The sequence below is a fragment of the Metabacillus halosaccharovorans genome (genome assembly GCF_002019635.1).
In the GTDB taxonomy this organism is placed as follows: Bacteria; Bacillota; Bacilli; order Bacillales; family Bacillaceae; genus Metabacillus; species Metabacillus halosaccharovorans.
The window spans coordinates 1,676,474-1,700,335 of sequence record NZ_KV917372.1 but is presented as its reverse complement, the minus strand read 5'-3'; the positions used below and the strand labels follow the sequence as shown (position 1 = coordinate 1,700,335).

19 protein-coding genes and 1 other annotated feature are annotated in these 23,862 nt (G+C 36.5%); all 19 genes read left to right on the top strand.

What is annotated here, in order from left to right; all coding sequences use genetic code 11:
* The first annotated feature begins 166 nt into the window (after nt 1–166).
* The 19 genes from BK577_RS22365 to BK577_RS22275 all read left to right on the top strand — a co-directional run bounded on the left by BK577_RS22365 (nt 167) and on the right by BK577_RS22275 (nt 23,854).
* A complete protein-coding gene (locus tag BK577_RS22365) occupies nt 167–1,168 on the top strand; it encodes a glycoside hydrolase family 43 protein (protein WP_078434971.1) in 1,002 nt (333 codons plus the stop codon).
* A 55-nt stretch (nt 1,169–1,223) separates the two neighbouring features.
* Entirely contained in the window at nt 1,224–2,840 is a 1,617-nt protein-coding gene (locus BK577_RS22360) for a glycoside hydrolase (protein ID WP_245823559.1), read from the top strand.
* A 179-nt stretch (nt 2,841–3,019) separates the two neighbouring features.
* Complete coding sequence (locus BK577_RS22355; RefSeq protein WP_078434970.1) at nt 3,020–3,799, top strand: SDR family oxidoreductase; 780 nt, start codon at nt 3,020–3,022, stop codon at nt 3,797–3,799.
* Between the two features lie 473 nt (nt 3,800–4,272).
* Nucleotides 4,273–7,332 carry a beta-galactosidase, LacZ type gene (gene lacZ, locus BK577_RS22350; protein ID WP_425435966.1) on the top strand — a complete coding sequence of 1,020 codons (3,060 nt, stop codon included), beginning with the start codon at nt 4,273–4,275 and terminating at the stop codon, nt 7,330–7,332.
* Between the two features lie 56 nt (nt 7,333–7,388).
* Nucleotides 7,389–8,282, top strand: a complete 894-nt coding sequence (locus BK577_RS22345) for a family 43 glycosylhydrolase (RefSeq protein ID WP_078434969.1) — start codon at nt 7,389–7,391, stop codon at nt 8,280–8,282.
* 100 nt (nt 8,283–8,382) lie between these two features.
* Nucleotides 8,383–9,408: a LacI family DNA-binding transcriptional regulator gene (locus BK577_RS22340; protein WP_078434968.1), complete on the top strand. Its 1,026-nt coding sequence runs from the start codon at nt 8,383–8,385 to the stop codon at nt 9,406–9,408.
* Nucleotides 9,409–9,692: 284 nt separating this feature from the next.
* Nucleotides 9,693–10,115 carry a DUF5392 family protein gene (locus BK577_RS22335; protein ID WP_245823599.1) on the top strand — a complete coding sequence of 141 codons (423 nt, stop codon included), beginning with the start codon at nt 9,693–9,695 and terminating at the stop codon, nt 10,113–10,115.
* A 535-nt stretch (nt 10,116–10,650) separates the two neighbouring features.
* Complete coding sequence (locus tag BK577_RS22330; protein ID WP_169908447.1) at nt 10,651–11,490, top strand: AraC family transcriptional regulator; 840 nt, start codon at nt 10,651–10,653, stop codon at nt 11,488–11,490.
* 14 nt (nt 11,491–11,504) lie between these two features.
* Entirely contained in the window at nt 11,505–12,263 is a 759-nt protein-coding gene (locus BK577_RS22325; RefSeq protein WP_078434965.1) for a sugar phosphate isomerase/epimerase family protein, read from the top strand.
* Nucleotides 12,264–12,283: 20 nt separating this feature from the next.
* Complete coding sequence (locus tag BK577_RS22320) at nt 12,284–13,447, top strand: Gfo/Idh/MocA family protein (protein WP_078434964.1); 1,164 nt, start codon at nt 12,284–12,286, stop codon at nt 13,445–13,447.
* Nucleotides 13,448–13,463: 16 nt separating this feature from the next.
* A complete protein-coding gene (locus BK577_RS22315) occupies nt 13,464–14,555 on the top strand; it encodes a Gfo/Idh/MocA family protein (RefSeq protein ID WP_078434963.1) in 1,092 nt (363 codons plus the stop codon).
* A gap of 131 nt (nt 14,556–14,686) precedes the next feature.
* The gene (locus tag BK577_RS22310) at nt 14,687–15,199 is read left to right on the top strand and encodes a MarR family transcriptional regulator (RefSeq protein ID WP_169908482.1); all 513 of its coding nucleotides are present in this window, start codon (nt 14,687–14,689) and stop codon (nt 15,197–15,199) included.
* A 4-nt stretch (nt 15,200–15,203) separates the two neighbouring features.
* Nucleotides 15,204–15,426, top strand: a binding site (T-box leader).
* Between the two features lie 46 nt (nt 15,427–15,472).
* Nucleotides 15,473–16,717 carry a tyrosine--tRNA ligase gene (gene tyrS, locus BK577_RS22305; protein WP_139367414.1) on the top strand — a complete coding sequence of 415 codons (1,245 nt, stop codon included), beginning with the start codon at nt 15,473–15,475 and terminating at the stop codon, nt 16,715–16,717.
* Nucleotides 16,718–17,202: 485 nt separating this feature from the next.
* Complete coding sequence (locus tag BK577_RS22300; RefSeq protein WP_078434960.1) at nt 17,203–18,390, top strand: MFS transporter; 1,188 nt, start codon at nt 17,203–17,205, stop codon at nt 18,388–18,390.
* A 505-nt stretch (nt 18,391–18,895) separates the two neighbouring features.
* Entirely contained in the window at nt 18,896–20,191 is a 1,296-nt protein-coding gene (locus BK577_RS22295; protein ID WP_169908446.1) for an ABC transporter substrate-binding protein, read from the top strand.
* A 100-nt stretch (nt 20,192–20,291) separates the two neighbouring features.
* A complete protein-coding gene (locus tag BK577_RS22290) occupies nt 20,292–21,242 on the top strand; it encodes a carbohydrate ABC transporter permease (RefSeq protein ID WP_245823558.1) in 951 nt (316 codons plus the stop codon).
* Nucleotides 21,243–21,255: 13 nt separating this feature from the next.
* Nucleotides 21,256–22,095, top strand: coding sequence for a carbohydrate ABC transporter permease (locus tag BK577_RS22285; RefSeq protein ID WP_078434958.1), 840 nt, complete (start codon nt 21,256–21,258; stop codon nt 22,093–22,095).
* A 57-nt stretch (nt 22,096–22,152) separates the two neighbouring features.
* Entirely contained in the window at nt 22,153–22,839 is a 687-nt protein-coding gene (locus tag BK577_RS22280) for an ABC transporter ATP-binding protein (protein WP_245823557.1), read from the top strand.
* Entirely contained in the window at nt 22,826–23,854 is a 1,029-nt protein-coding gene (locus BK577_RS22275; RefSeq protein WP_169908445.1) for an efflux RND transporter periplasmic adaptor subunit, read from the top strand. The genes BK577_RS22280 and BK577_RS22275 overlap by 14 nt, the downstream gene beginning before the upstream one ends.
* Nucleotides 23,855–23,862: the final 8 nt, after the last annotated feature.

Here is a 23,862-nt window from a genome sequence, read left to right as displayed (position 1 = left end):
CCGCAGGCGAAGCTGAGGATGCTCGGCTTCCTCCCCGGCGCATGGAGTGTCTGGAGCGCAATGAAACGGTCTAATTGTCACCTCTAACTTCATTAATAACAACATAGTTTGCTAAAACAACTTACTTAAAAATACAGATTTCAGAAAATTAACAGGAGATGCTTAAATGCCCTATAACATTGCTTCTGATACTTGCAATCCAAGGAAAGGTCACCGTCTTGCAGATATTCCTGCACATGACCCATTTGTTTTATCACATAAAGAAACAAATACCTACTATTTATATACAACAGGAATTCCGGAATTAACAGATTTAGAAAGAAATGGAGTGTTAGTTTACAAAAGTAAAGATTTAGTAGAGTGGGAGGGACCTTTTGTTATATTTGAGGTTCCTGACGGGACATGGGCACATCCTCAACATGGCACATGGGCACCGGAAGTTCACCAATACAATGGTAGATATTATTTATTTGTTACCCTCCATAATAGAGACAGTATATTAGCAGATCCACCAGAGGTTTGGAAAACGAATCATCTTCGAGGTACTGCTATTGCAGTATCAGATTCGCCGGAAGGTCCGTTCCAATTAATAAAAAAGGAAGGTCCTGTTCCACCAGCAAATTTTATGACATTAGACGGAACGCTGTATGAGGACGAGAATGGAAAACCGTGGATGGTATATTGTCATGAATGGATTCAGGTCATAGATGGTACGTTTGAAGCCATTCCATTAAAACGGGATTTATCTGATGCCGTAGGTGAACCAATACATCTTTTTAAAGCTTCAGATGCTCCCTGGATAAATGCTGAACGAAAACCGGATGACAAGCCTCAAGTATATGTATCTGACGGGTGTCAACTATACCGGACAAAAGGCGGTCATCTCATCATGCTCTGGTCAAGTTATAACGATGAAGGATATGTCCAGACAATTGCAAGATCTCAGTCAGGTAAACTGGAAGGACCTTGGGAACAGCTGGACCCATTAGTTAAAGGCGACAGCGGACACGGCATGCTGTTCAAAACCTTCGAAGACAACTGGATGCTCATCCTTCACCATCCCTTCAGCACCCCAGAATCCCGAGCAATAATCTATGAAGCAAAAGAAACCGAAGATCGTTTTAACATAATTGGACCATGGGGACAGGTCCCTCGTCCCAAACAATGAAAGAGTTAGGAGACCAATCGTATTCTATCACTTTATCTAGTAATGGAGGTAAAATATGTTATTTAATAAAAAGGTAGTTTCAAGGTTTTGTATATTATCCATATTTCTTTTAATGTTCACATTAATTCCAACAAATCTTAAAGCAAAGGAAAACAATATGTCTACGAAAAAAAAGGAAAATACCCAAGAAATCACAATCAATGTAGAAAATAAATACCAAGAAATTGATGGTTTCGGAGCATCCGGTGCTTGGTCCTTCGATAAAATTGGCTCTGAATGGTCAGAAGAAAGTAAGAAGAAGGTTGCCGACTTGCTGTTTTCAACGGAAAAAGGAATTGGTTTATCTATGTGGCGTTTTAATATTGGCGCTGGAAGTGAAGAAACGGATAAGGAAATCATTACAGACCCGTGGAGAAGAGCCGAGAGTTTTAAAACAGGTGAAAATGAGCCATATGATTGGTCCAAACAGGCTGGACAGCAATGGTTTCTTCATGCAGCAAAGGATAGAGGTGTTGAGGAATTTATTGCGTTTGTAAACAGTCCACCTGTATGGATGACGAAAAATGGTCACGCACAACCTGATCCTTCTGTAGGAAGCACGAATTTAAAAGAAGAATCAGTTGATGATTTCGCGGTATTCCTCGCAGATGTATTGGAACATTTTGAAGAAGAAAATGTTCCATTTAACTATATTAGTCCTATTAATGAACCTACCTGGAACTGGGATTACGCTGGACAGGAAGGTAATCGATATAACATAGAAGATATTAAGGAAGTCATATTGGCGTTACACTCGGAACTAGAAAAAAGAGGACTTGATACAGAAATTGACGCCACTGAAGCTGTAGAGTATACATCTCTGCTTGATGATGAGATGTATGGGGAATTTACTGGTAGTGATCGTGTATACAACAGCGGGAATGCCAACGGTAGTTATCCTGGAAAATACCGTGAATACATTAAAGAAATGTTAGGGGATCCCGAAATTAAAGATATCATTGGAAATAAAATTAGTGCACATGCATATTGGTCAGATCATTATTCCGGTGAAGACCGTCTCGTCCCATTAAGAAAATCTGTCCGGGAAAATCTAAATCAATACGGTCAAGATTTAAAATTCTGGATGTCGGAATATTGTATTTTGGGAAGTAATGGACCTGGAAGAGATTTAACAATGAAGACAGCACTTGATGTTGCAAGACTAATTCATTTTGACATGGTTGAAACGCAAGCCTCAGCATGGCAATGGTGGCTGGCTCTGTCAAATTACGATTATAAGGATGGGTTGATTTATACTGATTATTCTCAGCCTGGTGATGAGGAGTCGATCATTGAATCAAAATTACTTTGGGCAATGGGGAACTACAGCCGCTTTGTTAGACCAGGTGCCTATCGAGTTGATCTTCAAGGAGCAAACGACCAAGAGGAACTAATGGGTTCCGCGTATTATCATGAAGAAGACGACCAACTATCTGCTGTGTTTGTTAATTACAGTAATGAAGAAAAGTCAGTAAAAGTGAATGTTGATCACCTTCCTGGGAAAAAGAAAGCGATCCAATTCAAACCATATGTTACATCTGAAAATGCCGATTTAGAGGAAAAAAACCTTATCCCAGCTAAAAAAGCAGTTACCATTCCTCCACGATCAATTGTAACGTTAGTTGCTAAATAAGAAGAACCAGCAAAGGAAATTGAATGAAATACCGTTGAATTCTTATATCACGGTATTTCATTTATGCCTTGTTAAGGAAGGTCTATCTTTAAAATTTATATTTTTTCCTTTTCTTACATACTTAATACGAAAAATGGGTAAATTAATTTTAAAAATGTAAGAATGGAAGGAGATATAATATGTCACTTCAAAACAAGGTTGCTCTTATTACTGGCGCAGGATCGGGTATTGGCCGTGCTGCTGCTTTACGTCTTGCAAAAGAAGGAGTAAAAATTGGTCTTGTTGATTTAAAAGAGGAAAAGCTTAAACAAGTAAAACAGGATATTGAATCACAAGGCGGCGAAGCAATGATAACTGATACGGATGTATCAGATCCTAAAAGAGTTGAACAAAGTGTAAAAGAGATTTATGAAAAATGGAATCGGTTAGATTTTGTTTTTGCAAACGCAGGTATTAATGGGACAGTTGCACCAATTGAAGATCTATCCCCGGAGGAATGGGATCAGACGTTATCAACTAATTTAAAAAGTACTTTTTTAACCGTAAAATATTCAATTCCTCATTTAAAGGTAAATGGGGGAAGTGTGGTTATTACAAGTTCTATTAACGGAAATCGTACCTTTAAAGGGTTTGGCATGTCAGCATATAGCTCCTCAAAAGCAGCTCAGGTGGCATTTGGTAAAATGGCCGCATTAGAACTTGCTAGATACCATATTCGGGTAAATATCATTTGCCCTGGAGCAATCGAAACCAATATCGGGCAAAATACATTTCCTGAAAAAGAAAACTTGGAAAAGATAAAAATCCCGATTGAATATCCAGAAGGAGGTCAACCATTAGAGCATAAGGCCGGTGAACCTGAACAAGTCGCAGATTTGGTTCATTTTTTATTCTCTGATGCTTCAAACCATATAACAGGCACGAAAATATTTATTGATGGTGCAGAATCATTGTTATAAATGAAAGAAAAATATAATTGATTTAAAATTGAAACTAATGAGCATCTTCATTAGTTTCAATTTTATATAGGGAAAACTTAAAACTTCACAAATTAATTTTAAGAACTTAGTAGAAAATTAGAAGGCCGGAATAAAATAATTGACACATATCTTTAAATAAAGGTAAAATGTGAATATAATATGAAAGTGCTTTCATGCAGAGGGTTAAGCAAACTTCTTTTGATGATTGATTTGTTTGTTATTCTTAAAAATGAAACCAGTTTCATTTTGTTTTTCCTGAGATTACTTCAGCGTTTGATTTAATAAGTAATAGTTATAGGTAATTAATAAAAAAAATTTAAAAGAGAATGGCACCGGTTTCATCTAATTGATGTTTGGAAATATATAAGCCTAATATTCTCATGTTACGTGTGAATTAGTAAAAACAAATTTTAATCGCAAATAGTAACTTAAAAAGGAGTGTGGAGATATCCATGGCAACAACAAGTATGAACAAAATAATGAATCCTAGTATTAGCTGGCTTACAGACCTTAATGTGTTTGCAGTAAATAGATTACCAGCACATTCAGATCATTTTTATTATGAAACAAAACAGGAGGCTCAAGCTTCTTCTGCAATGAAATTAAGACATGACTTAAACGGAAGCTGGAAATTCCATTATTCTATAAATCCAAAAATGAGACCTGAACATTTTTATCAACAGGATTTCGATTGTATAGGATGGGATGATATTCAAGTACCAGGACATATTCAACTACAAGGATATGGACAGCCCCAATACGTGAATACGATGTACCCATGGGACGGACACAATGATATCCGTCCACCTGAAATTCCGCAGGATCATAATCCGGTGGGAAGTTATGTAAAGTACTTTCATGTTCCGGAAAATATGCAAAAAAGACCGGTTTATATTTCTTTTCAAGGTGTTGAATCAGCTTTTTATGTTTGGCTAAATGGTGAATTCGTAGGCTACAGTGAAGACTCATTTACTCCTGCTGAGTTTGATCTCACACCTTATTTGGTAGAGGGGGAGAATAAACTAGCTGTTGAGGTGTATCAACGAAGTACTGGAAGCTGGCTTGAGGATCAGGATTTCTGGAGATTTTCTGGAATTTTCCGGGATGTATATCTTTATACTGTTCCTGAGATCCATGTTTATGATATACATGTTCGTGCAGAACTGGATTCTTTTTTTACGAAAGGAACAGTTCAAGCTGATATTACGTTTTTATCTTCAGTACCTGAAGGGGCAACAATTATAGCGAAATTATGTGATAAAGAAAAGAATGTTGTGGCTTCAACAAACTGTCAAACAAGTGGTATGAATCCATCATTTCGGATGGAGCTCGATAAACCACATTTATGGAATGCTGAGAATCCATATTTATATAGATTATTCATAGAAATCTATAATGAGTCTGGCGCCCTGGTAGAGGTTATTCCTCAACAGGTAGGCTTCAGAAGATTTGAGTTAGTAGATAATATCATGTGTATCAATGGTGAGCGTATTGTGTTCAAAGGTGTGAATCGGCATGAGTTTAACTGCCGAAGTGGCCGAACCATCACAAAGGAAGATATGTTATGGGATATTATGACACTAAAACAACATAATATTAACGCAGTTCGTACATCTCATTATCCAAATCAAAGCTATTGGTATGAACTGTGTGATGAATATGGTGTCTATGTAATCGATGAAATGAATCTTGAAACACATGGTTCATGGCAGAAAATGGGTGCTATTGAGCCTTCATGGAATATCCCGGGAAATAACCCAGAGTGGCAGGACATTGTGATGGACAGAGCCATCTCTATGTATGAAAGAGATAAAAATCATCCCTCCATTCTCATTTGGTCATGTGGAAATGAATCATATGCAGGAGAAGTTATTTTAAATGTTTCAAAATACTTTAAGTCTGTTGATCCAAGTCGTCTTGTCCATTATGAAGGAGTTTTTCATAATCGAGCATATAATGAGACAAGTGATATGGAAAGCCGTATGTATGCAAAACCTGCGGATATTGAGAAATATTTGAATGATGACCCTGAAAAGCCATATATAAGCTGTGAGTACATGCATGCTATGGGGAATTCTCTTGGAGGTATGTATAAGTATACCGATCTTGAAGAGAAATATCCGATGTATCAAGGAGGCTTTATCTGGGACTTTATTGATCAATCTTTAGTTAAGAAAGATCGTTACGGGCAAGAGTTTTTAGCATATGGTGGAGATTTTGGTGATCGTCCGACAGACTATGGTTTCTGCACAAATGGAATTGTATATGCAAATCGAGAGCTGTCTCCCAAAATGCAGGAAGTGAAATTTTTATACCAAAATATCAAACTAGTTCCAAATAGGAATGGTGTTACGATTCATAATAATAATCTATTTATTGGTACAGAAGACTATAAATTAGAGTACACGCTGCTACTGGAAGGAGAGGAAACTTTCAGAGGGACAATTGATGTAGAGGTTGCACCTCAGAGTAAGCAGCAAATAGAATTTGATTTACCAGAAGACATTGTAAAGGCTGCAGGTGAGTATTGTATACAAACTTCAATGAAGTTAAAAGAGAATACCCTTTGGGCTGAAGCAGGATATGAAATTGCTTTTGGACAATTTGTTTTCCAGGAGAGAAATTCGATAAACGAAAAGGTTGCTTTACCAAAAGACAGCTTACGAGTAGTAAATGGAGATGTGAATATTGGTGTTCATGGCAAGGACTTTACAATCATGTTTTCAAAACAGGTTGGAAGCTTAACGTCTATTAAATATTCTGGGAAAGAAATGATTGAACAACCACCTTCACCTTTATTCTGGAGAGCGCAAACAGATAATGATAAAGGATATCAACAAAGCTTTCAATCTGGATGCTGGTTAACAGCCAGTATGGCAAGAAGATGTATTGGGGTTGAGCTTGAACAACAGTATGACAGGGTCAAAGTTGAATTTACCTATAACTTCTCTATCTCTGCTGATATTGAGGTGAAAATCGCTTATATCGTATTTTCTGATGGAAGTGTAAGAGTAAAATCTGCTTATACTGGAGCTGAAAACCTTCCACAAATGCCGATTTATGCTATTTCCTTTAAAGTATCTGCAGATTTCGACCAAGTTGAAATGTATGCAATGGGCCCGGGAGAGAATTATTCAGACCGGGCTGAAGGAGCAAAACTTGGAATATATCAATCTCAAGTCATAAACAACACGGGATATGTTGTTCCACAGGAGTCTGGTAACAGGACAGGAGTACGCTGGGCTAAATTAACAAACAACAATGGAAAAGGAATAAAAATTGCAGCGTCAACAGAGCCGTTAGAATGTACTTTCTCACCATATACTGCATTTGAACTTGAAAATGCTGCACATCATTATGAGCTTCCAAATGTTCACTATACAGTGGTAACAGTTGCCGGTAAGCAAATGGGTGTTGGCGGTGATGACAGCTGGGGTGCACCCGTACATGGAGAACATCTTATACAAGCAAATAAGGATATGGAGTTCGAGTTTATGATAAGTAGAATATAGAAAGAGCCTAGGCTCTTTCTATTTTTCTACTATTGCTAAAAGAGTGGAGGGGAAATATGGATATAATGACACAAGCTCCTATTATCAAGGGAGAGTGGGCAGATCCATTTATTTTAAAGGATGGAGAGAATTATTATTTATATCCCACCAAGGATAGTGATGGTTGGATTTATGAAAAGTTTCACGTCTTTCATAGTAAGAATTTGATTGATTGGGATGGTCCATATTTAGCCCTTGATTTGAATGATGTTTCATGGGCTAATACAAAAGCGTGGGCACCGGGAATTACGAAATACAATGGTAAATACTATATGTACTTTTCTGCAGAAGCACAAATTGGTGTCGCTGTTTCTGATTCTCCGATGGGCCCGTTTGTTGATATTCTTGGACGACCGTTAATTACAAAGGACGAATATGATTGTCAAAGTATTGATGCAGATTTATTTATTGATGATGATAACCACCCATACCTGCTATGGGGTCAAGGAAAATGCTGGATTGTGCCTTTAGAGAAGGATATGGTGACGTTCAAAACAGATCCAATCTTGCTCTCGGATCAGCTTTATGAAAATTGTGGGAAAGACCCAAAAGTGTTTGATAGTGGTGTATATAATGAAGGACCTCATCTTCAGAAAGTGAACGGAAAGTATCTGCTAACTTGGAGTAATTATGATACACGAGATCCAAGGTATCAAATTTGTTTTGCAACTAGTCAGCATATTTATGGTCCCTATAAGTATCCGGAAGATAACCGAGTGACCCAGCCTTCAGATCAGTTTTTTGGAACCGGTCATGCTTCAATGACACAATATGAAAATGAGTGGTATATGGTCTATCATAGATTAATTGACCCAGATCAAACACTCCTGAGGGAAACTTGTATAAGTAAAATAATCTTTGAAGGTGATAAGCCTGTTGTAGATGTTAATAAAACGATAAGTAATTATTAGCATATAGTCATTACATTATCTTCAATTTGAAATTGATTGACAAGGGAAAATAAAGGGCTTATATTTGAAATGCAATCGGTTTCAAAAGTGGGGTAAAATAATGAATAAAAAAAATATTACGATTTATGATATTGCAAAAGAAGCGAATGTTTCACCAACAACCGTTTCAAGGGTATTAACGAATAATCCGCTTGTAAAGGAAAGTACCAGACAGAAGGTCCTTGCAAAAATGAAAGAACTTGATTTTTCACCTAATGAGGCAGCCAGAAGACTAACAAAACCACAAGCAAATTTAATTGGATTTATACTGCCAGATATAACAAATCCTTTCTTTTCGCAAATTTATATGGAAGTTGAGAAAAGAGCGTTTCAAAAAGGGTATACAGTTTTACTAAGGAACTCAATGAGTAACAGTGAAGTTGAATCTACTTATCTACGTGAATTTACGGAAAGAAGAGCAGCTTGTATTGTCTTCATGGGAGGGCGTATTAATAAGACGAAGCCTTCTGATGACGAGATTCATGAAATGCAGGATGTGTTGAGTAAAGTTCCGATCATCATGATAAATGGCAAAATGAAGGGTGTTAAATCTGCCAATATTAGAACAAATGAAGAAGAAGGAATTCGCTCGATTGTTGAACATTTAGTTTCACTCGGGCATACTAAAATTGCTCTCCTAGGAGGAGTGAAAGGGATATCCTCTTCTGATAATAAACTTTCGAGTTTTAAGCGTGTATTAAAAGAATATAGCTTAGAATTTAATGAAGAATGGCAAATTTATTCAGATTTTTCCGTTGATGCTGGAAGAAAAGCGATGAAAAAGCTATTAGAAAAAGAGATATTGCCTAGTGCAATTATAGGTATTAATGATCTCATTATCTACGGAGCTTTCAAGGAGTGCAGAGATCAAAAAATTCCGATTGAAACATTCTCTTTTGTTGGGTTTGACGATATTTACCCATCTGACATCGTACATCCCAGCTTAACAACAGTTAATCATAATTATGAGGTACTGGTAAATGAAGTGATGAGAACGATCGATAGTATCATTAATGGAAAAGGGAATGGAAAGGGAAAAATTATCAATACTCAGCTCATCATTCGAGAGTCATCGAAAGAATCTTAATTGAGCAAAATTAGAGAAATGAAAGTTGACCAATATCTAATAATAATATAAAATAAATATATAGTTCAATAGTTTAACTAATTAATACATCCTTTTTAAGGGGAGTAGCTTTTACAGCAAAGTCGTCATTACGGAGTATTAAACTCTCGGCTTTGTTGGCAACAAAAATGTTGTTAGCGAGACCTTACCAACCAACTTGGTATAGGTCTATTTGTATACATGAAAATGGCCTATACCAAGTGTATAGGCCATTTTCATTTTCAAAGGGAGGAATACAGTTGAAGATGTTTACAAATATACCCCGATATGTGGAAAGAGAAATAGAAGAAATTCAAAAATTAACACTACCTATTATGAAGAAAACGAGAAAATATTCGTTTTTAGCTATTCTCATTATCCCAATCTCAATTGTGAATTTACTTAGCTTAATTTTCTTCACTCCTTGGAGCCGAGAAATGTTCATATCTACACTTATATTTGCTGTCGTAGGGGCTTTAGGATTTGCTTTTCAAAAAGAAGTCAGATATTCCGCAAAGGAAATTCATAAAGTTAGCATTGCATATATGAAGGAAAGAGTAGAAAAAAGCAGAGTACTAGATCGTCATCGCCAACGTCATTATATTGAACTACTCAGTACTCATCCTACTCGAATATTAAATACATTTCAGCAATTTTTGGAAGAAGAAAATCGTCAAATCGGGTTGTAAATCCAAACTAAGCATCAGTTTCTAATAAGGGACTGATGTTTTTTGACCGTCTCTCTTTAAATAGTTGATTCAAATATTAGGAACACACAGCTCTGACATCTTAACCAACATAACCTCATAAATACTATCCTCTTTCTTAATTTCGCAATATCCACTATCGTAAATGTGGACGATTCTGTAAAGTTTTGATTCATAAAAAACCACATCACCAACCTTCATTGTCAAGCCCTCTTTCTCTGCAAAAGATTATCCTATAATTGACATTAATAACATTGGAAAACGTTTCCTAACAAGTAGAAAAATATGGATATTTATTCATTACTGGAAAGTAAATAGTGTAATCGTGTTAAAAAATTGAAGTGAGAAGAGGCAAAGTTTTTTTTATTTGAAGGGTTTCTTTTGAAAACGTTTAACTAATAAATAGTACCAAAAGACTCTCAGATAATTTTAAGAGAAAACAAGATAATATGAGACGATGAATGAACCGAATGATTTCACTATAATAAGGTTAGTTCCATTGGAGGTATTGAATGAGATGCTGTCAGCAAGCTATCGACAAAAATGGAATGGGGAGTACAGCTTTTCTTATCATTCTCATCAGGATTATGAAATTTATTTTTTCCATGGTGGAGAATGCAGATATTTAATTCATAACCAAATTTATGATTTGGAGCCTGGTGACATTATTGTCATGGATGGATTAACATTACATAAACCACATGTTAATCCAACAAGCGAATATGTTCGGAGTGTGATTCAGTTTTCTCCTGTTTGGATTAAAGGTCTTCTTACGGAAATGGGCAGTATGTATTTACTGGATACCTTTCAAACACTGCATAATTGTTTAATCCGGACGAATGAAAATGGGGAATCAAAGGAATTAGAGAGGGTTTTTGGCCGTTTGGCTACATTAAAGAAAACAGCTAAAAAACCTACCTTACAAGATGAGACTGAGATGAAAATACTATTACTTCATGCGTTAAACATTGTACATAGGCTTGGACAAATGAATTCGATTGAAATTCCTGATCAAAAAGAAGATAAAACCCTGCATGCCGAAAACATTGCACTCTATCTTCAACAGCACTATATGGGAAGGGTGACCTTACAGAGTGTTGCAGATAATTTAAATTTAAGCAGATCCTATGTCTCTAAAGTATTTAAAATGATGACAGGCTATACGGTGATGGAATTTGTGATGGAATGCAGGCTCACACAGGCAAAATATTTACTTGAAATGAAACCGCTTAAACCGTTGAAGGATGTTGGGTATGAATCCGGTTTTGAGAGTCCCACCCATTTTAGTCGATATTTTCGCGAAAAAGTGGGTGTAACTGCAAAGGAATACCGGAAATTGCGATTAAATCATCAGTAAGGAAGTGGTAAGGTATGGCTTATAAATTTGCAGCACAATTATATACATTACGTGAAGAGTTAAAAGAAGGCATCATTCCGTTATTTAAAGTCCTTAAGGAGATGGGCTGGGAAGGTGTGCAAATTTCTGCTTTGCCAGAGAATTATGATCAACAAGAAGTAGCCTTTGCTTTAAAGGAAAATAACTTGCAAGCAGCAGGAATGCATATATCATTAGATCGTTTAACAAATGACCTTGATGGTGTAATAAAAGAAGCGAAACTTTATGAAACAAAAGATATTATCCTTCCATCTATTCCAAAAGAGTTACATCATGCAGAAGGATTTAAGGAAGTAAAGAGACGATTAAATCACATCGCAAAAGATGCACCTGAACAACGTATTTCCTATCATAATCATGCATTTGAATTTGATATCGAAATTGAGGGGCAGGATGGACTTCACTACCTGCTTAATCCCGCAAATGATAACCATATCCTTGCAGAAATTGATGTGTATTGGATAAAAAAGGCTGGTAAGGATCCATTGGAATATCTTACTCCTTATGCAAATCGTATGCCAATTATCCATTTGAAAGATATGACAAATGATGCACGTCAAACCTTTGCAGAAGTAGGAACAGGTGTAATTGACTTTATCCCTATTCTGCAATGGGGTAAAGCAAATGGTATAGAATGGTATGCAGTTGAGCAGGACATATGTAAACGTTCTCCATTAGAAAGCTTGGAAATCAGCTTAAGAAACTTACAGGAATTTGCTAGAAAAATAAATTAAGAGAATCTGAGGTGTAAGAGATGACATTAATTAAAGTAGGGATTATTGGTATTGGAAATATGGGGAGTTCACACGCAAAGCTTTTAATAGATGGGAAAATTGAAGGAGCAACCCTGAAAGCAATATGTGATCCGAACCAAGAGCAGCTCAATGTGATTTCTCGCTATTCATCAGGTAATGTACAAACATATCTTGATGAGGAGGCATTTTTAAATGAATCAGGTATAGATGCTATTCTTATCTCAACACCGCATTATGATCATCCAAACCTAGCAATCAAGGCATTCTCCAAAGGAATGCATGTGCTTATTGAAAAACCAGCAGGTGTTTATACAAAAGATGTAGCAGAGATGAACAAAGCAGCAAAAGAGAGCGGAAAAGTCTATAGTATCATGTATAATCAACGGACAAATCCCATTTATCAAAAATTACGAAGCCTTATACTGTCCGGTGAACTGGGTGAGATAAAACGTACGAATTGGATTATCACAGATTGGTACCGCTCTCAAAGTTATTATGATTCAAGTGAATGGCGGGCAACCTGGCAAGGTGAGGGAGGCGGCGTATTATTAAATCAAGCTCCACATCAGCTGGATTTGTGGCAGTGGACAACAGGGCTTATGCCAAAGCGAGTGCACGCCTTTTGCCATAATGGAAAATACCATGATATTGAAGTCGAAGATGATATTACAGCATACGTAGAATATGAAAATGGTGCAACAGGTGTATTCATTACATCAACAGGTGAAGCTCCTGGCACAAATCGTTTTGAAATTGTCGGTGATCGCGGAAAAATGGTGGTCGAAAATAATAAACTATCCTTTTATCGTCTAACTCAATCAGAACGTGAATTTAATGCGACATATAAAGGTGGATTTGGAAGTCCTGAATGCTGGACCATAGATGTCCCAATAAATGGGAATAGCACTGATCATCAAGGGATTATTCAAAACTGGATTGATTCAATTTTGAAAGGCACCCCGTTATTGGCACCTGGTGAAGAGGGAATCAAAGGTCTTGAGATTTCAAATGCGATCTATTTATCTTCATGGTTAAACGAGCCTGTTGAATTGCCAATTGATGCTGATCTCTTTTATGAGAAGCTGCAGGAAAAAATAAACCAATCTACTTTCCAAAAAAAGAATGTAACAAAAATGACTTTAGATGTGTCGGGAACACATTAAGAGAGGAGAATCATAGATGTCAAAGGATGGTATGAACTATGCACCAAAGGGGAAACCAAATCCTGTCGTGGAAAAAGGAGAATTTCAATTTGCTGCAGCCTGTCTTGATCATGGTCATATTTATGGAATGTGCAATGGATTAGTAGAAGCAGGTGCCACATTAAAGTGGGTTTATGACTCTGATTCGGAAAAAGTAGCTCAGTTTGTTAAGGCATTTCCAGAAGTAATGCCAGCTGAGTCGCTAGAGGAAATTTTATCTGATCCAGATATTAAGCTTGTCGCAGGAGCGGCGATTCCTTCAAAACGCAGTGATCTTGGTATTCAAGTGATGAAAGCCGAGAAAGATTACTTTACAGATAAAACACCGTTCACTTCAATGAAACAATTGGAAGAAGCAAAGGAAGTAGTCGAGCAAACCGGACAGAGGTATATGGTGTATTACAGTGAGCGTCTTCATGTCGAAGGAGCGGTTTTTGCCGGAGAACTAATTGAGAGTGGAGCTATCGGTCGTGTTATACAAGTTACCGGATTTGGTCCACACCGATTAAATGCAGCAAGCCGGCCAGATTGGTTTTTTAAGAAAGAGCAATATGGCGGCATCTTATGCGATATAGGCAGTCACCAGATTGAGCAATTTTTATTTTATGCCGGCTGTCAGGATGCAAAGATTTTGCATAGTAAAATAGCCAACTATCATAATAGTCAATATCCTGAGCTGGATGATTATGGAGATGCGACACTGGTTGGAGATAATGGTGCTACGAATTATTTCCGTGTAGATTGGTTTACACCTGATGGATTAAGTACATGGGGAGACGGAAGAACTTTTATTATTGGAACTGAAGGAACAATTGAGATTCGCAAATATGTTGATCTTGCAAGAGAACAAAACGGTAATCATGTTTATTTAGTTAATAAAGACGGAGAACAACATTTCAATGTATCAGGTAAAGTTGGATATCCGTTCTTCGGGCAATTAATTCTGGATTGTTTGAACAGAACAGAATCAGCGATGACACAGGCTCATGCTTTTAAAGCTGCTGAATTGTGCCTGCTTGCACAAGAGCAAGCCATTGTTGTGTCGGAACATCAAGCTCAAGTTAAATAAGCGTAAGCGGTAGATCCCCCATACAACGAGTATGGGGGATCTTTTTTTAATATTTATGCTTGCATAAATAATTATTTTTCGTTAAAATCGTTTCATAGCTAACGAATATGTTAGGGAAGCAGGTGAGTTTTATTCATATCTATAATAAAGATGGAGAGTTATTACAAGATGAGGTCGATACAATCAGCTCTTTAACAAAGTTACCAATAGATTCTCTTAATTTGGAAGCTATTGCGGTTGTAACGAATATCTATAGAGTAGCACAAGGTTTGAAAAATAAAATGGAGCAGGAAATACTGTCCGAATATGGTCTTTCATGGACTTCATTTTCTATACTTTACGATCTATGGATATGGGACTCTCTCGAAACGAAGAAGCTTGCTGCATCAGCAGGTGTTTCAAAAGCAACAATAAGTAACATCACAAACACTCTAGAGAGAAAAGAACTGTGTTATCGCAAGGGTGATGACAAAGACCGTAGAAATACGTTTGTCTTGTTAACTGATAAAGGGAAGAAAGTGATAGAGGAGCTGTATCCACGTTTCCATACAGGTGAAGTTGATATTGTTTCCAGTTTAAGTGTGTCAGAACAAGTATCAATGGCAAATTTACTAAGAAGAGTCGTTAGGGAAAATGAATTTTAATAATGTAAAGGCGAAGATAGGAAAAGAAGTAGTCGTTATCTCAATGTTTTCAGAGAGTCGATGGTTGGTGTGAATCGATGCATAGATAACACGAATTACATTCCTTGAGCTTTCTTTGTTGGTGCAAGTAGCAGCAAAGAACGGTTGAACCGTTAACGATTGAGTGGAAGAATATGATTCTTCAACAAGGGTGGTACCGCGTGAAATAGTAAAACCACGTCCCTTTTTAGGGATGTGGTTTTTTAGTATTCAAAAATAGGAGGAGTCATAATAATGAATGAATTGAAGTTAACGAAAGAACAATCATTGGAAGTAAAAAGGCAGCTTGAACTATACAGTCAGGGTGTACAGGAAATTATCCCCACTGAAGAATTAGAAGTCAAAATAGCTAAGTCGATTGTTGAAAATCGACCATTAAAAATTAAATTAGGCTTAGATCCATCAGCCCCTGATGTTCACCTTGGTCATACGGTGGTTTTAAATAAAATGAGACAATTCCAAGAAAATGGACATATTATTCAGCTCATTATCGGCGATTTTACTGGGAAAATTGGTGACCCAACAGGTAAATTTATCGCTAGAAAGCAGTTAACAGATGAAGAAGTAAAGCATAATGCTAAAACATATTTTGAGCAATTTGCAAAGGTTATCGATATGGAAAAGGTGGAATTGCACTACAATTCCAAGTGGTTGTCTAATTTGAATTTCGAAGATGTCATTCAATTAGCTGGTAAAATAACGGTAGCAAGACTTTTAGAAAGAGATGATTTTGAAGAGCGAATGGCTTTTAACAAGCCGATATCACTGCACGAGTTCTTCTACCCTTTAATGCAAGGATATGATTCGGTTGTTTTAGAAAATGACATTGAATTAGGTGGAACAGATCAGCATTTTAATATTTTAATGGGAAGACATTTCCAAGAAAAGTTTGGGAAAGAAAAGCAAGTGGCCATTCTTATGCCTTTGTTAGAGGGGCTTGATGGTGTTGAGAAGATGTCCAAATCTAAGAAAAATTACATCGGGATTGATGAAAGTCCACAAGAAATGTACGGAAAAGCGATGTCAATTCCAGATGAATTAATGATGAAATACTTTGAACTAGTAACCGATTTTACACCGAATCAAATTTCAACAATGAAAGCAGAGCTGCAAAATGGCATTCTACATCCAAGAGACGCAAAAATGCTGCTTGCTAAAACAATTGTCCGAATGTACCACGGAAATGACTCGGCAGAAAATGCAGAAAGCCAATTTGTTTCTGTATTTCAAAAAGGAGCAATGCCAGAGGATATACCGGTTGTCATTTGGGAAGGTAATCAGGAAGTATCAATAATAGATTTACTTGTTGAATTAAAGCTGTTGAATTCTAAAAGTGAAGCACGAAGAATGATCGATAATAGGGGAGTTAAGCTGGATGGGAATAAAGTGGAGGATTCAACATTATCTGTAACGGTTAAAGAAGGATTAATCGTTCAAGTCGGTAAACGTAAATTTATTAAGATGCAATTTTTTATGTAAAAAATTTTCCAGAGTTCAGTGCTACGTTATAAATGGCTTTATTAAGATTACTATAAATGAACCGTCAGAGATGATTATCTGGCGGCTTTTTTATGTCTATGAATTCCACTTAATTTTGTAGCACTTATACCTTCCAGTCAAAGTTCATTCTGTAAGAATTTATAATGGCTTTAAGGTTAAAAGAAATATCTCTGTGACTTGAAATTTGGATTAATTGTGCATGAATAAAGAGTTTTTCAAAGGTAGTTACTAGTTTTTTTTACATAATTATCAATATTTGAAATGTATTCCTTAAACAATGATTTTATGGTATTCTTGTTCAAAGGTTAAATCCTATTAATTTAAATTTTAATACAATTCTTATTAATTTTCTAAACATAAATAAACTACATTTCTTAACGCTTCATGCTGTGAATGGAATATTTATTACTCAATTAAGAAAACGGTTTCTTATACATATAATCAAATAATATAAAAGGATCTTAATGACGATGACACAAAAACCCCTTCTTCCATTACGTACATTTATGTTTTTTGTCAGTGCGATCGGCTCCATGGTTGTTAGTTTTCTACCGATTTATTTTCAGCATAAAGGATTTTCAAGTTCGCAAATTGGCTGGTTTTTAGCGATAGGTCCTTTAGTTGGATTGATTGCTCAGCCACTATGGGGATATGCAAGTGATAAATACAAGACAGTTAAAAAGATATTATTTGCTTGTTTACTTGGCTTTTTTGTAAGTGTGATCTGGTTATTCCAAATTAACTCATTCTTGTGGATTATTATAGCTGGTGCGTTCTTTTTCTTCTTTTTCTCACCAGTGAACCCGTTAGCAGATAATCTGGCAAAAAGGCAATCACAGCTGCATTCTGTAACATTTGGTTCAATCAGAATGTGGGGTTCAATTGGATTTGCGCTCGTTGCGTTACTTAGCGGATATCTGCTTTCAATATTCGGGATTGGATTTTTAGTGATCCCGATAACAATTTTAGCAATTACAACCTGCTTGTTGTCATTGATTTTATCTGATGTAAAAGCAGGAACAAGAAAAGTGAATTACAAGGATATCGGCTTGATTTTTAAGGATCCAACGTTAGTTGCTTTCTTTCTTTTGATTGCTCTTGTCATGCTGACACATAGAACAAATGATTCGTTTATTAGCTTATATTTGTTTGAAATAGGCGGTAACGAGATGTTAGTCGGATGGATTTGGTTTATTGGCGTATCAAGTGAAGCGCTTCTTTTCTTCTTAAGTGGAAGATGGTTTCGTGCCTCCAATCCAATCATTTACATTATTATTGCAGCGGCTCTATTTTGTGTAAGATGGATCCTGACAGCACTAGTCAATGATCCATCCATGCTATTAATCGTTCAAGTCCTGCACGGAATTTGTTTTGCGATCGTTTTTCTTGGAGCGATTGAGTATTTATATAAAATGGTTCCAGAAGAACTTCAAGCAACTGGCCATATGGTATTTGTTGGTATTTCGTTTGGAATCACTGGGATTATCGGTTCATCTCTTGGTGGAATCGTTTTTGAAAATTACGGTGGCTCAACACTTTATTTCCTATTAGCCTGCTCATCTCTACTCGGTATGATTGGTTTCATCTTTTTTTATAAAAAGGAGAAAAAGTTTCAAGTAAAAAAGGTAAAAGGGATTGAAGGTGTTAGATAAGAAAGATAGTGGATATATAAGAGCAGTTATTGGTGTCATCACATGTGTAGTGGTGGCCCTTTTTGTTTTATAGATTTGAGGAGTATCATCTCGAACTATTTGTTATAGCAAATAACCACAATGAGAAATTGTGAACAATAAATGAGTTATTATGTCCGCCGGAGGAATAGAATCATTTAGCTTTCAAGTCTGAATACTTCCCAAAACTCTTCAATGGGAAAAGTTTATTTTTATACCAAAATTGCATGTCCCGCTCAAAGTATTCATCGTAAAATTTCGTCAAAAAGTTATATAAATCTACGTAATTTTCACTTAAAAGAATATGGATACAAACCCTTATTTTATGCAAGAATTGAAAAGAATCGAATAGTGAAAATGTGGATAATTGTCGAAGTGTGTTAATGAAAGCCCTTTCATCAGTTATTTACAACGTCAATTTACCAGAATATAATGATACCAACCAGTAAGTTTATTGGTTAAACAAATGGGGGTAGGGGGATATAACATGTTTAAAAAGCAGGGAATACAAAAGTTCGTTTTGGTATTTTTTAGTTTAATTCTTTTACTAGGTGTTACAGCGTGTAGTAGTAACGGGGCTTCCAATGAAGAGCAGGGTGGAAGCGGTGGCGGAAAAACAAAACTGACAATTTGGTTATGGCCAAACATGGGGATTGAAAATCAGATTAAGCAATACGCAGAAGAAAATAATATTGAGGTTGAAATACAAACAGCTGAATTTGCGGATGTACATAGTAACTTAACAACTGCATTGGCAGCAGGGAGTGGTGCACCAGATATTTCAGCTATTGAGGTAAAAGGTATTGATAAAATGAAAGCGACTCCAGAGCATTTCCATAATCTTCTGGATTTAGGTGCAGATGAAGTGAAAGATGACTACCTAGATTGGAAATGGCAGCAGGCTTTAACACCTGATGGAAGTTCGTTATTAGGATTACCAACTGATATTGGTCCACAAGCAATGGCTTATCGTATTGATCTTTTTGAAGAGGCTGGCTTACCAACAGATCGTGAAGAAGTAGCAAATCTTGTGAAAACATGGGATGACTTTATTAAAGTAGGTGAGCAAATAAAAGCTAAAACAGGAAAGGCGTTTATTGATTCTCCAAATGGTGCTTACACTGTAATGGAAGGTCAAGGAGATGAGAAATACTATGATAAAGATGGGAATGTTATTGTTCAAGATAACCCAGATATTAAAAAGGCATATGACTTTGCTTCACTGATTATTGATAAAGAATTAGCAACTAAATTTGATCAGTTTTCTACTGAATGGGGTACTGGAATGAACAACGGAGATTACGCAACAATTCTTGCTCCAGCATGGATGATGACATCGATGAAAGCAACAGCTCCAGAGGCCTCTGGGAAATGGGATATGACATTACTTCCTGAAGGTTCAGGTAACTGGGGTGGCTCTTTCTTAACAATTCCGAAGCAATCCAAAAATGCAGAAGAAGCTTATAAATTAATTAAATGGTTACTATCACCAGAACAGCAATTAGTGACATTTAAAGAAGCTGGGAACTTCCCTTCTACACCAGGAATCTATGATTCTGAAGAAATTCAAACCTTTACAAGTGAATACTTCAACAACGCACCAGTAGGTAAAATTTACGCAGAGGCTGCACAACAAGTTAAACCAATTGTTGAGGGCCCTGAGTCGATTCAAATCGAGACCATTATTGGTGATGCCATCACTCGTGTGAAGGATGGACAGGAAAAACCTGATGCAAGTTGGGATAAAGCAATGGAACAGCTTGAGCGCGAGTTAGCACGATAATTCAATTTTGTAAGCGCTTCAAATAATGATTAACCTAAATTGAGAGACTGATAAACAATCAGTCTCTCACCTTTACTATGTTCATAAAGGGGGAAGCTGTGTGGATTCAAATTTAGAAGTAAACAAAAAAGGAGCAATAAATGCATTACCAAAAACAAGGAGAACACTGAAACAATCAACTAAAGATCATATTTCCGGCTATTTATATATTTCTCCATTTTTTATCATCTTTGGTATCTTTGGCTTATTTCCAATAATCTTCACAGCCTATATATCGTTTCACAAGTGGAACATATTAGGTGCGAAGGAGTTTATTGGATTTAAAAATTATCAACTCCTTTTTACAGATCCTCTTTTTTGGAAGGCGTTAGGAAACACATTCAGTATATGGATTATCTCAACTTTACCTCAATTGTTTATAGCTTTAATTCTTGCATTTGTTTTAAACTCTGCGTTCCTTAAAGGAAAAGAATTCTTTCGATTAGCTGTTTTCTTACCAAATATAACTTCTGTTGTGGCTGTTGCTATCATATTTGGAGCTATTTTTGGTGAAACATATGGTGTGTTAAATTACATGCTCTCTTTTCTGGGGATTGAGCCTATCAACTGGACTGGTTCATACTTTGGGACACATGTCGCCATTGCGGCAATGGTAATGTGGAGATGGACGGGGTACAACACCATTATCTATCTATCAGCTCTTCAAAGTATTCCTAAAGAATTATACGAGGCGGCAACAATTGATGGAGCAAACAAAATGCAACAGTTCTTCTATATAACCATTCCGATGATCCGTCCGATGGTGATTTTTACGGTTATTTTATCAACAATTGGCGGTATGCAAATCTTTGCAGAACCATTAATGTTTGCAGGAGCAGGTGGAGGAGCATTAGACCAAGGATTAACCATGACCCTTTATTTGTATGAAGAAGCATTTGTACGTAGTTCATTTGGTTACTCATCAGCAATTGCATGGGTTCTGTTTTTAATTATTGTTCTGTTCTCTTTAGTAAATCTATTTGTTACAAACCGTATTAAATCTGCAGAATAAGGATGTGAAACGAATGAATGAAGTCGGAGTTAAATGGTATAGTCCTGGTAAAATCTTAACTTATCTTATGTTAATCGCCATATCATTTTTATCAATTTTTCCTTTTTATTGGATGTTTGTCATAGGATCAAATCATACGTCGGCAATTAATAAATTCCCACCCGCATTTTTACCGGGTGCTAATTTCTTTCAGAACGCTCAGAATGTGTTTATAAATATTGATTTCTTTAAGGCTATCATGAACTCTGTTATCACATCTACTGTTATTACAGTGGCAGTTTTATTCTTCTGTTCATTAGCAGGATTTGCATTTGCAAAGTTAGAGTTTAAAGGGAAAAATTGGCTATTTGTATTTATCATTGCCACGATGATGGTACCTGCACAATTAGGAATTATTCCGTCCTATATGATTATGGCAAAGTTAGGCTGGATTGATAGTCTAAATGCTGTAATTGTTCCTGCAGTGGTTAATGCGTTTGGTGTATTTTGGATGAGGCAGTATATAGGAGCGACGATTCCAAATGAGCTTTTAGATGCTGGTAGAATTGATGGTTGTTCAAATTTTAAGCTATATTACGCTGTTGTCCTTCCATCTGTACGACCAGCAGTCGCTACATTAGGTTTAATCACATTCATGAATGTATGGAACGATTTCTTATGGCCGTTAGTTGTGTTAAAAGATCGAAGTGTTCATACGATTCAAATTGCCTTACGGACATTAAACGGTGCTTATTATCAAGACTATGCGATGATTTTAGCCGGAACATTTATGGCGACGCTTCCAATTTTGATCGTGTTCTTAATGTTCAGTAAGCAATTTATCGCCGGTTTAACCGAGGGATCAGTCAAATAATAGGAAAAGAGTCTTCAGCTCTTTTCCTCTTTCTTTTTTTCTATTTAATCAGGGGGGGTGGAAGCTATCGAAGCAGTTATACATATGAAAGAAGTGGAAAAATACTATGGAAGTGGAAATCGTCAGGTACAAGTGTTAAAGGGGATTAATCTATCAATAAACGAAAACCAAGTAATTGCCCTAAAAGGAAGATCCGGGTCCGGTAAAACAACGATTTTAAATTTAATTGGTGCCCTTGATCGACCAACAAACGGAGAAATCTACTTTCAGGGTCAGCCATTAAGTCACTTAAGTGAAAAGCAGCAATCAGAATATCGGAGAACAAAGCTTGGGTTTATTTTTCAGTCGCATGGACTTGTTCCACTGATGACAGTTGAAGAAAATATTGAATTTGGGCTTAGAGTTGCAGGTGTTCCAAGAGGAGAATGGAAAATAAGAGTAAAAGATGCGATTGAATTAGTAGGATTAACAAATCGAGCGAAACATCGACCATTCGAGCTTTCTGGTGGAGAGCAGCAACGTGTTGCCATTGCCCGTGCTATTTCTGTTGAAGCACCACTCATTCTTGCTGATGAACCAACAGCAGAATTAAATAGCTCAATGGCTTTTCATATTATTCAAGCATTTAAAGGATTAGTAAAAACAAAAAACATGACAATGATTATGACAACACATGACCCAGCTGTGATGGAAATGCTTGATAAAGTCTATACATTGGAGGATGGAAGAATTGAAACCATTTAAAAGCAACCGATATATGACACATCCTTTACTAGCATTTGCACTTATAGTTCCGCTATCAGCATGCTCTCTTCTTCCAAAAGAAGAACAAGTTCTTGCTCCTCCATTAGTTGAGCCTGCAGAAATTGAATATGATACAGTTGAGGTTAAAAAAGGAGAGTTAGTTAAGCATGTAAAAGGGCTTGCCACGGTAACCCCACTTGAGAATGAACCACTTTCGTTTACACAATCGAGCGGTCGTTTAAAAAAGATACATGTGAAAAAAGGGGATGCTGTAAAGGAAAATCAACTAATCGCTGAGCTTGATTCTGGAAGTCTTACATTTGAATTGGAGCTTGCAGAAATAGAATTAAAAAAGGCAGAAATTCGACTTAAGCAAGCAAAACAAGGTGCTGATTCTTATACGATTGATTTAGCAGAATTAGATGTTGATAGTCTTACCATTCAAATTGAAAAATTAAAAAGCGAAATTGATAAAACGAAAATTCTTTCTCCGCTAAATGGGATTGTCACATTTATTGAAGAGAAAAAAGCTGGTGATATGATTGATGCCTTTCAGCCTGTGGTTCAGGTGGCTGACACATCAAAGCTTCAACTTATTTACACAGCAACAAGTGCCAATGAATTAAATGAAACGAAGATTGGTATGGATGTAAAGGTGGAAACAAATGGTAAAACAGTCAACGGAAAAGTTGTTCAAACACCTTCGGAAGTTCCACGTGAAAAATTAGAAGAAAATCCTGATTTATATCAACGGAGTATCTTTATGACTGTTGATAAATTACCGAAAGAAGTAAATGTGGGTGACTCGGTCGATTTTGATGTCATTACGGCTAAAGCGAATGATGTTTTGATCATTCCTAAAGGTGCATTGAGAAGTTTAGCCGGTCGAACGTATGTCCAAGTTTTAGAAGGTGATGCCAAGCGTGAAGTAGACATTGATAGTGGTCTTGTTTCAGCAACTGAGGTTGAGGTGGTCAGCGGATTGGCTGAAGGGGACACTGTTATTTTGAAGTAAAGGGGGGA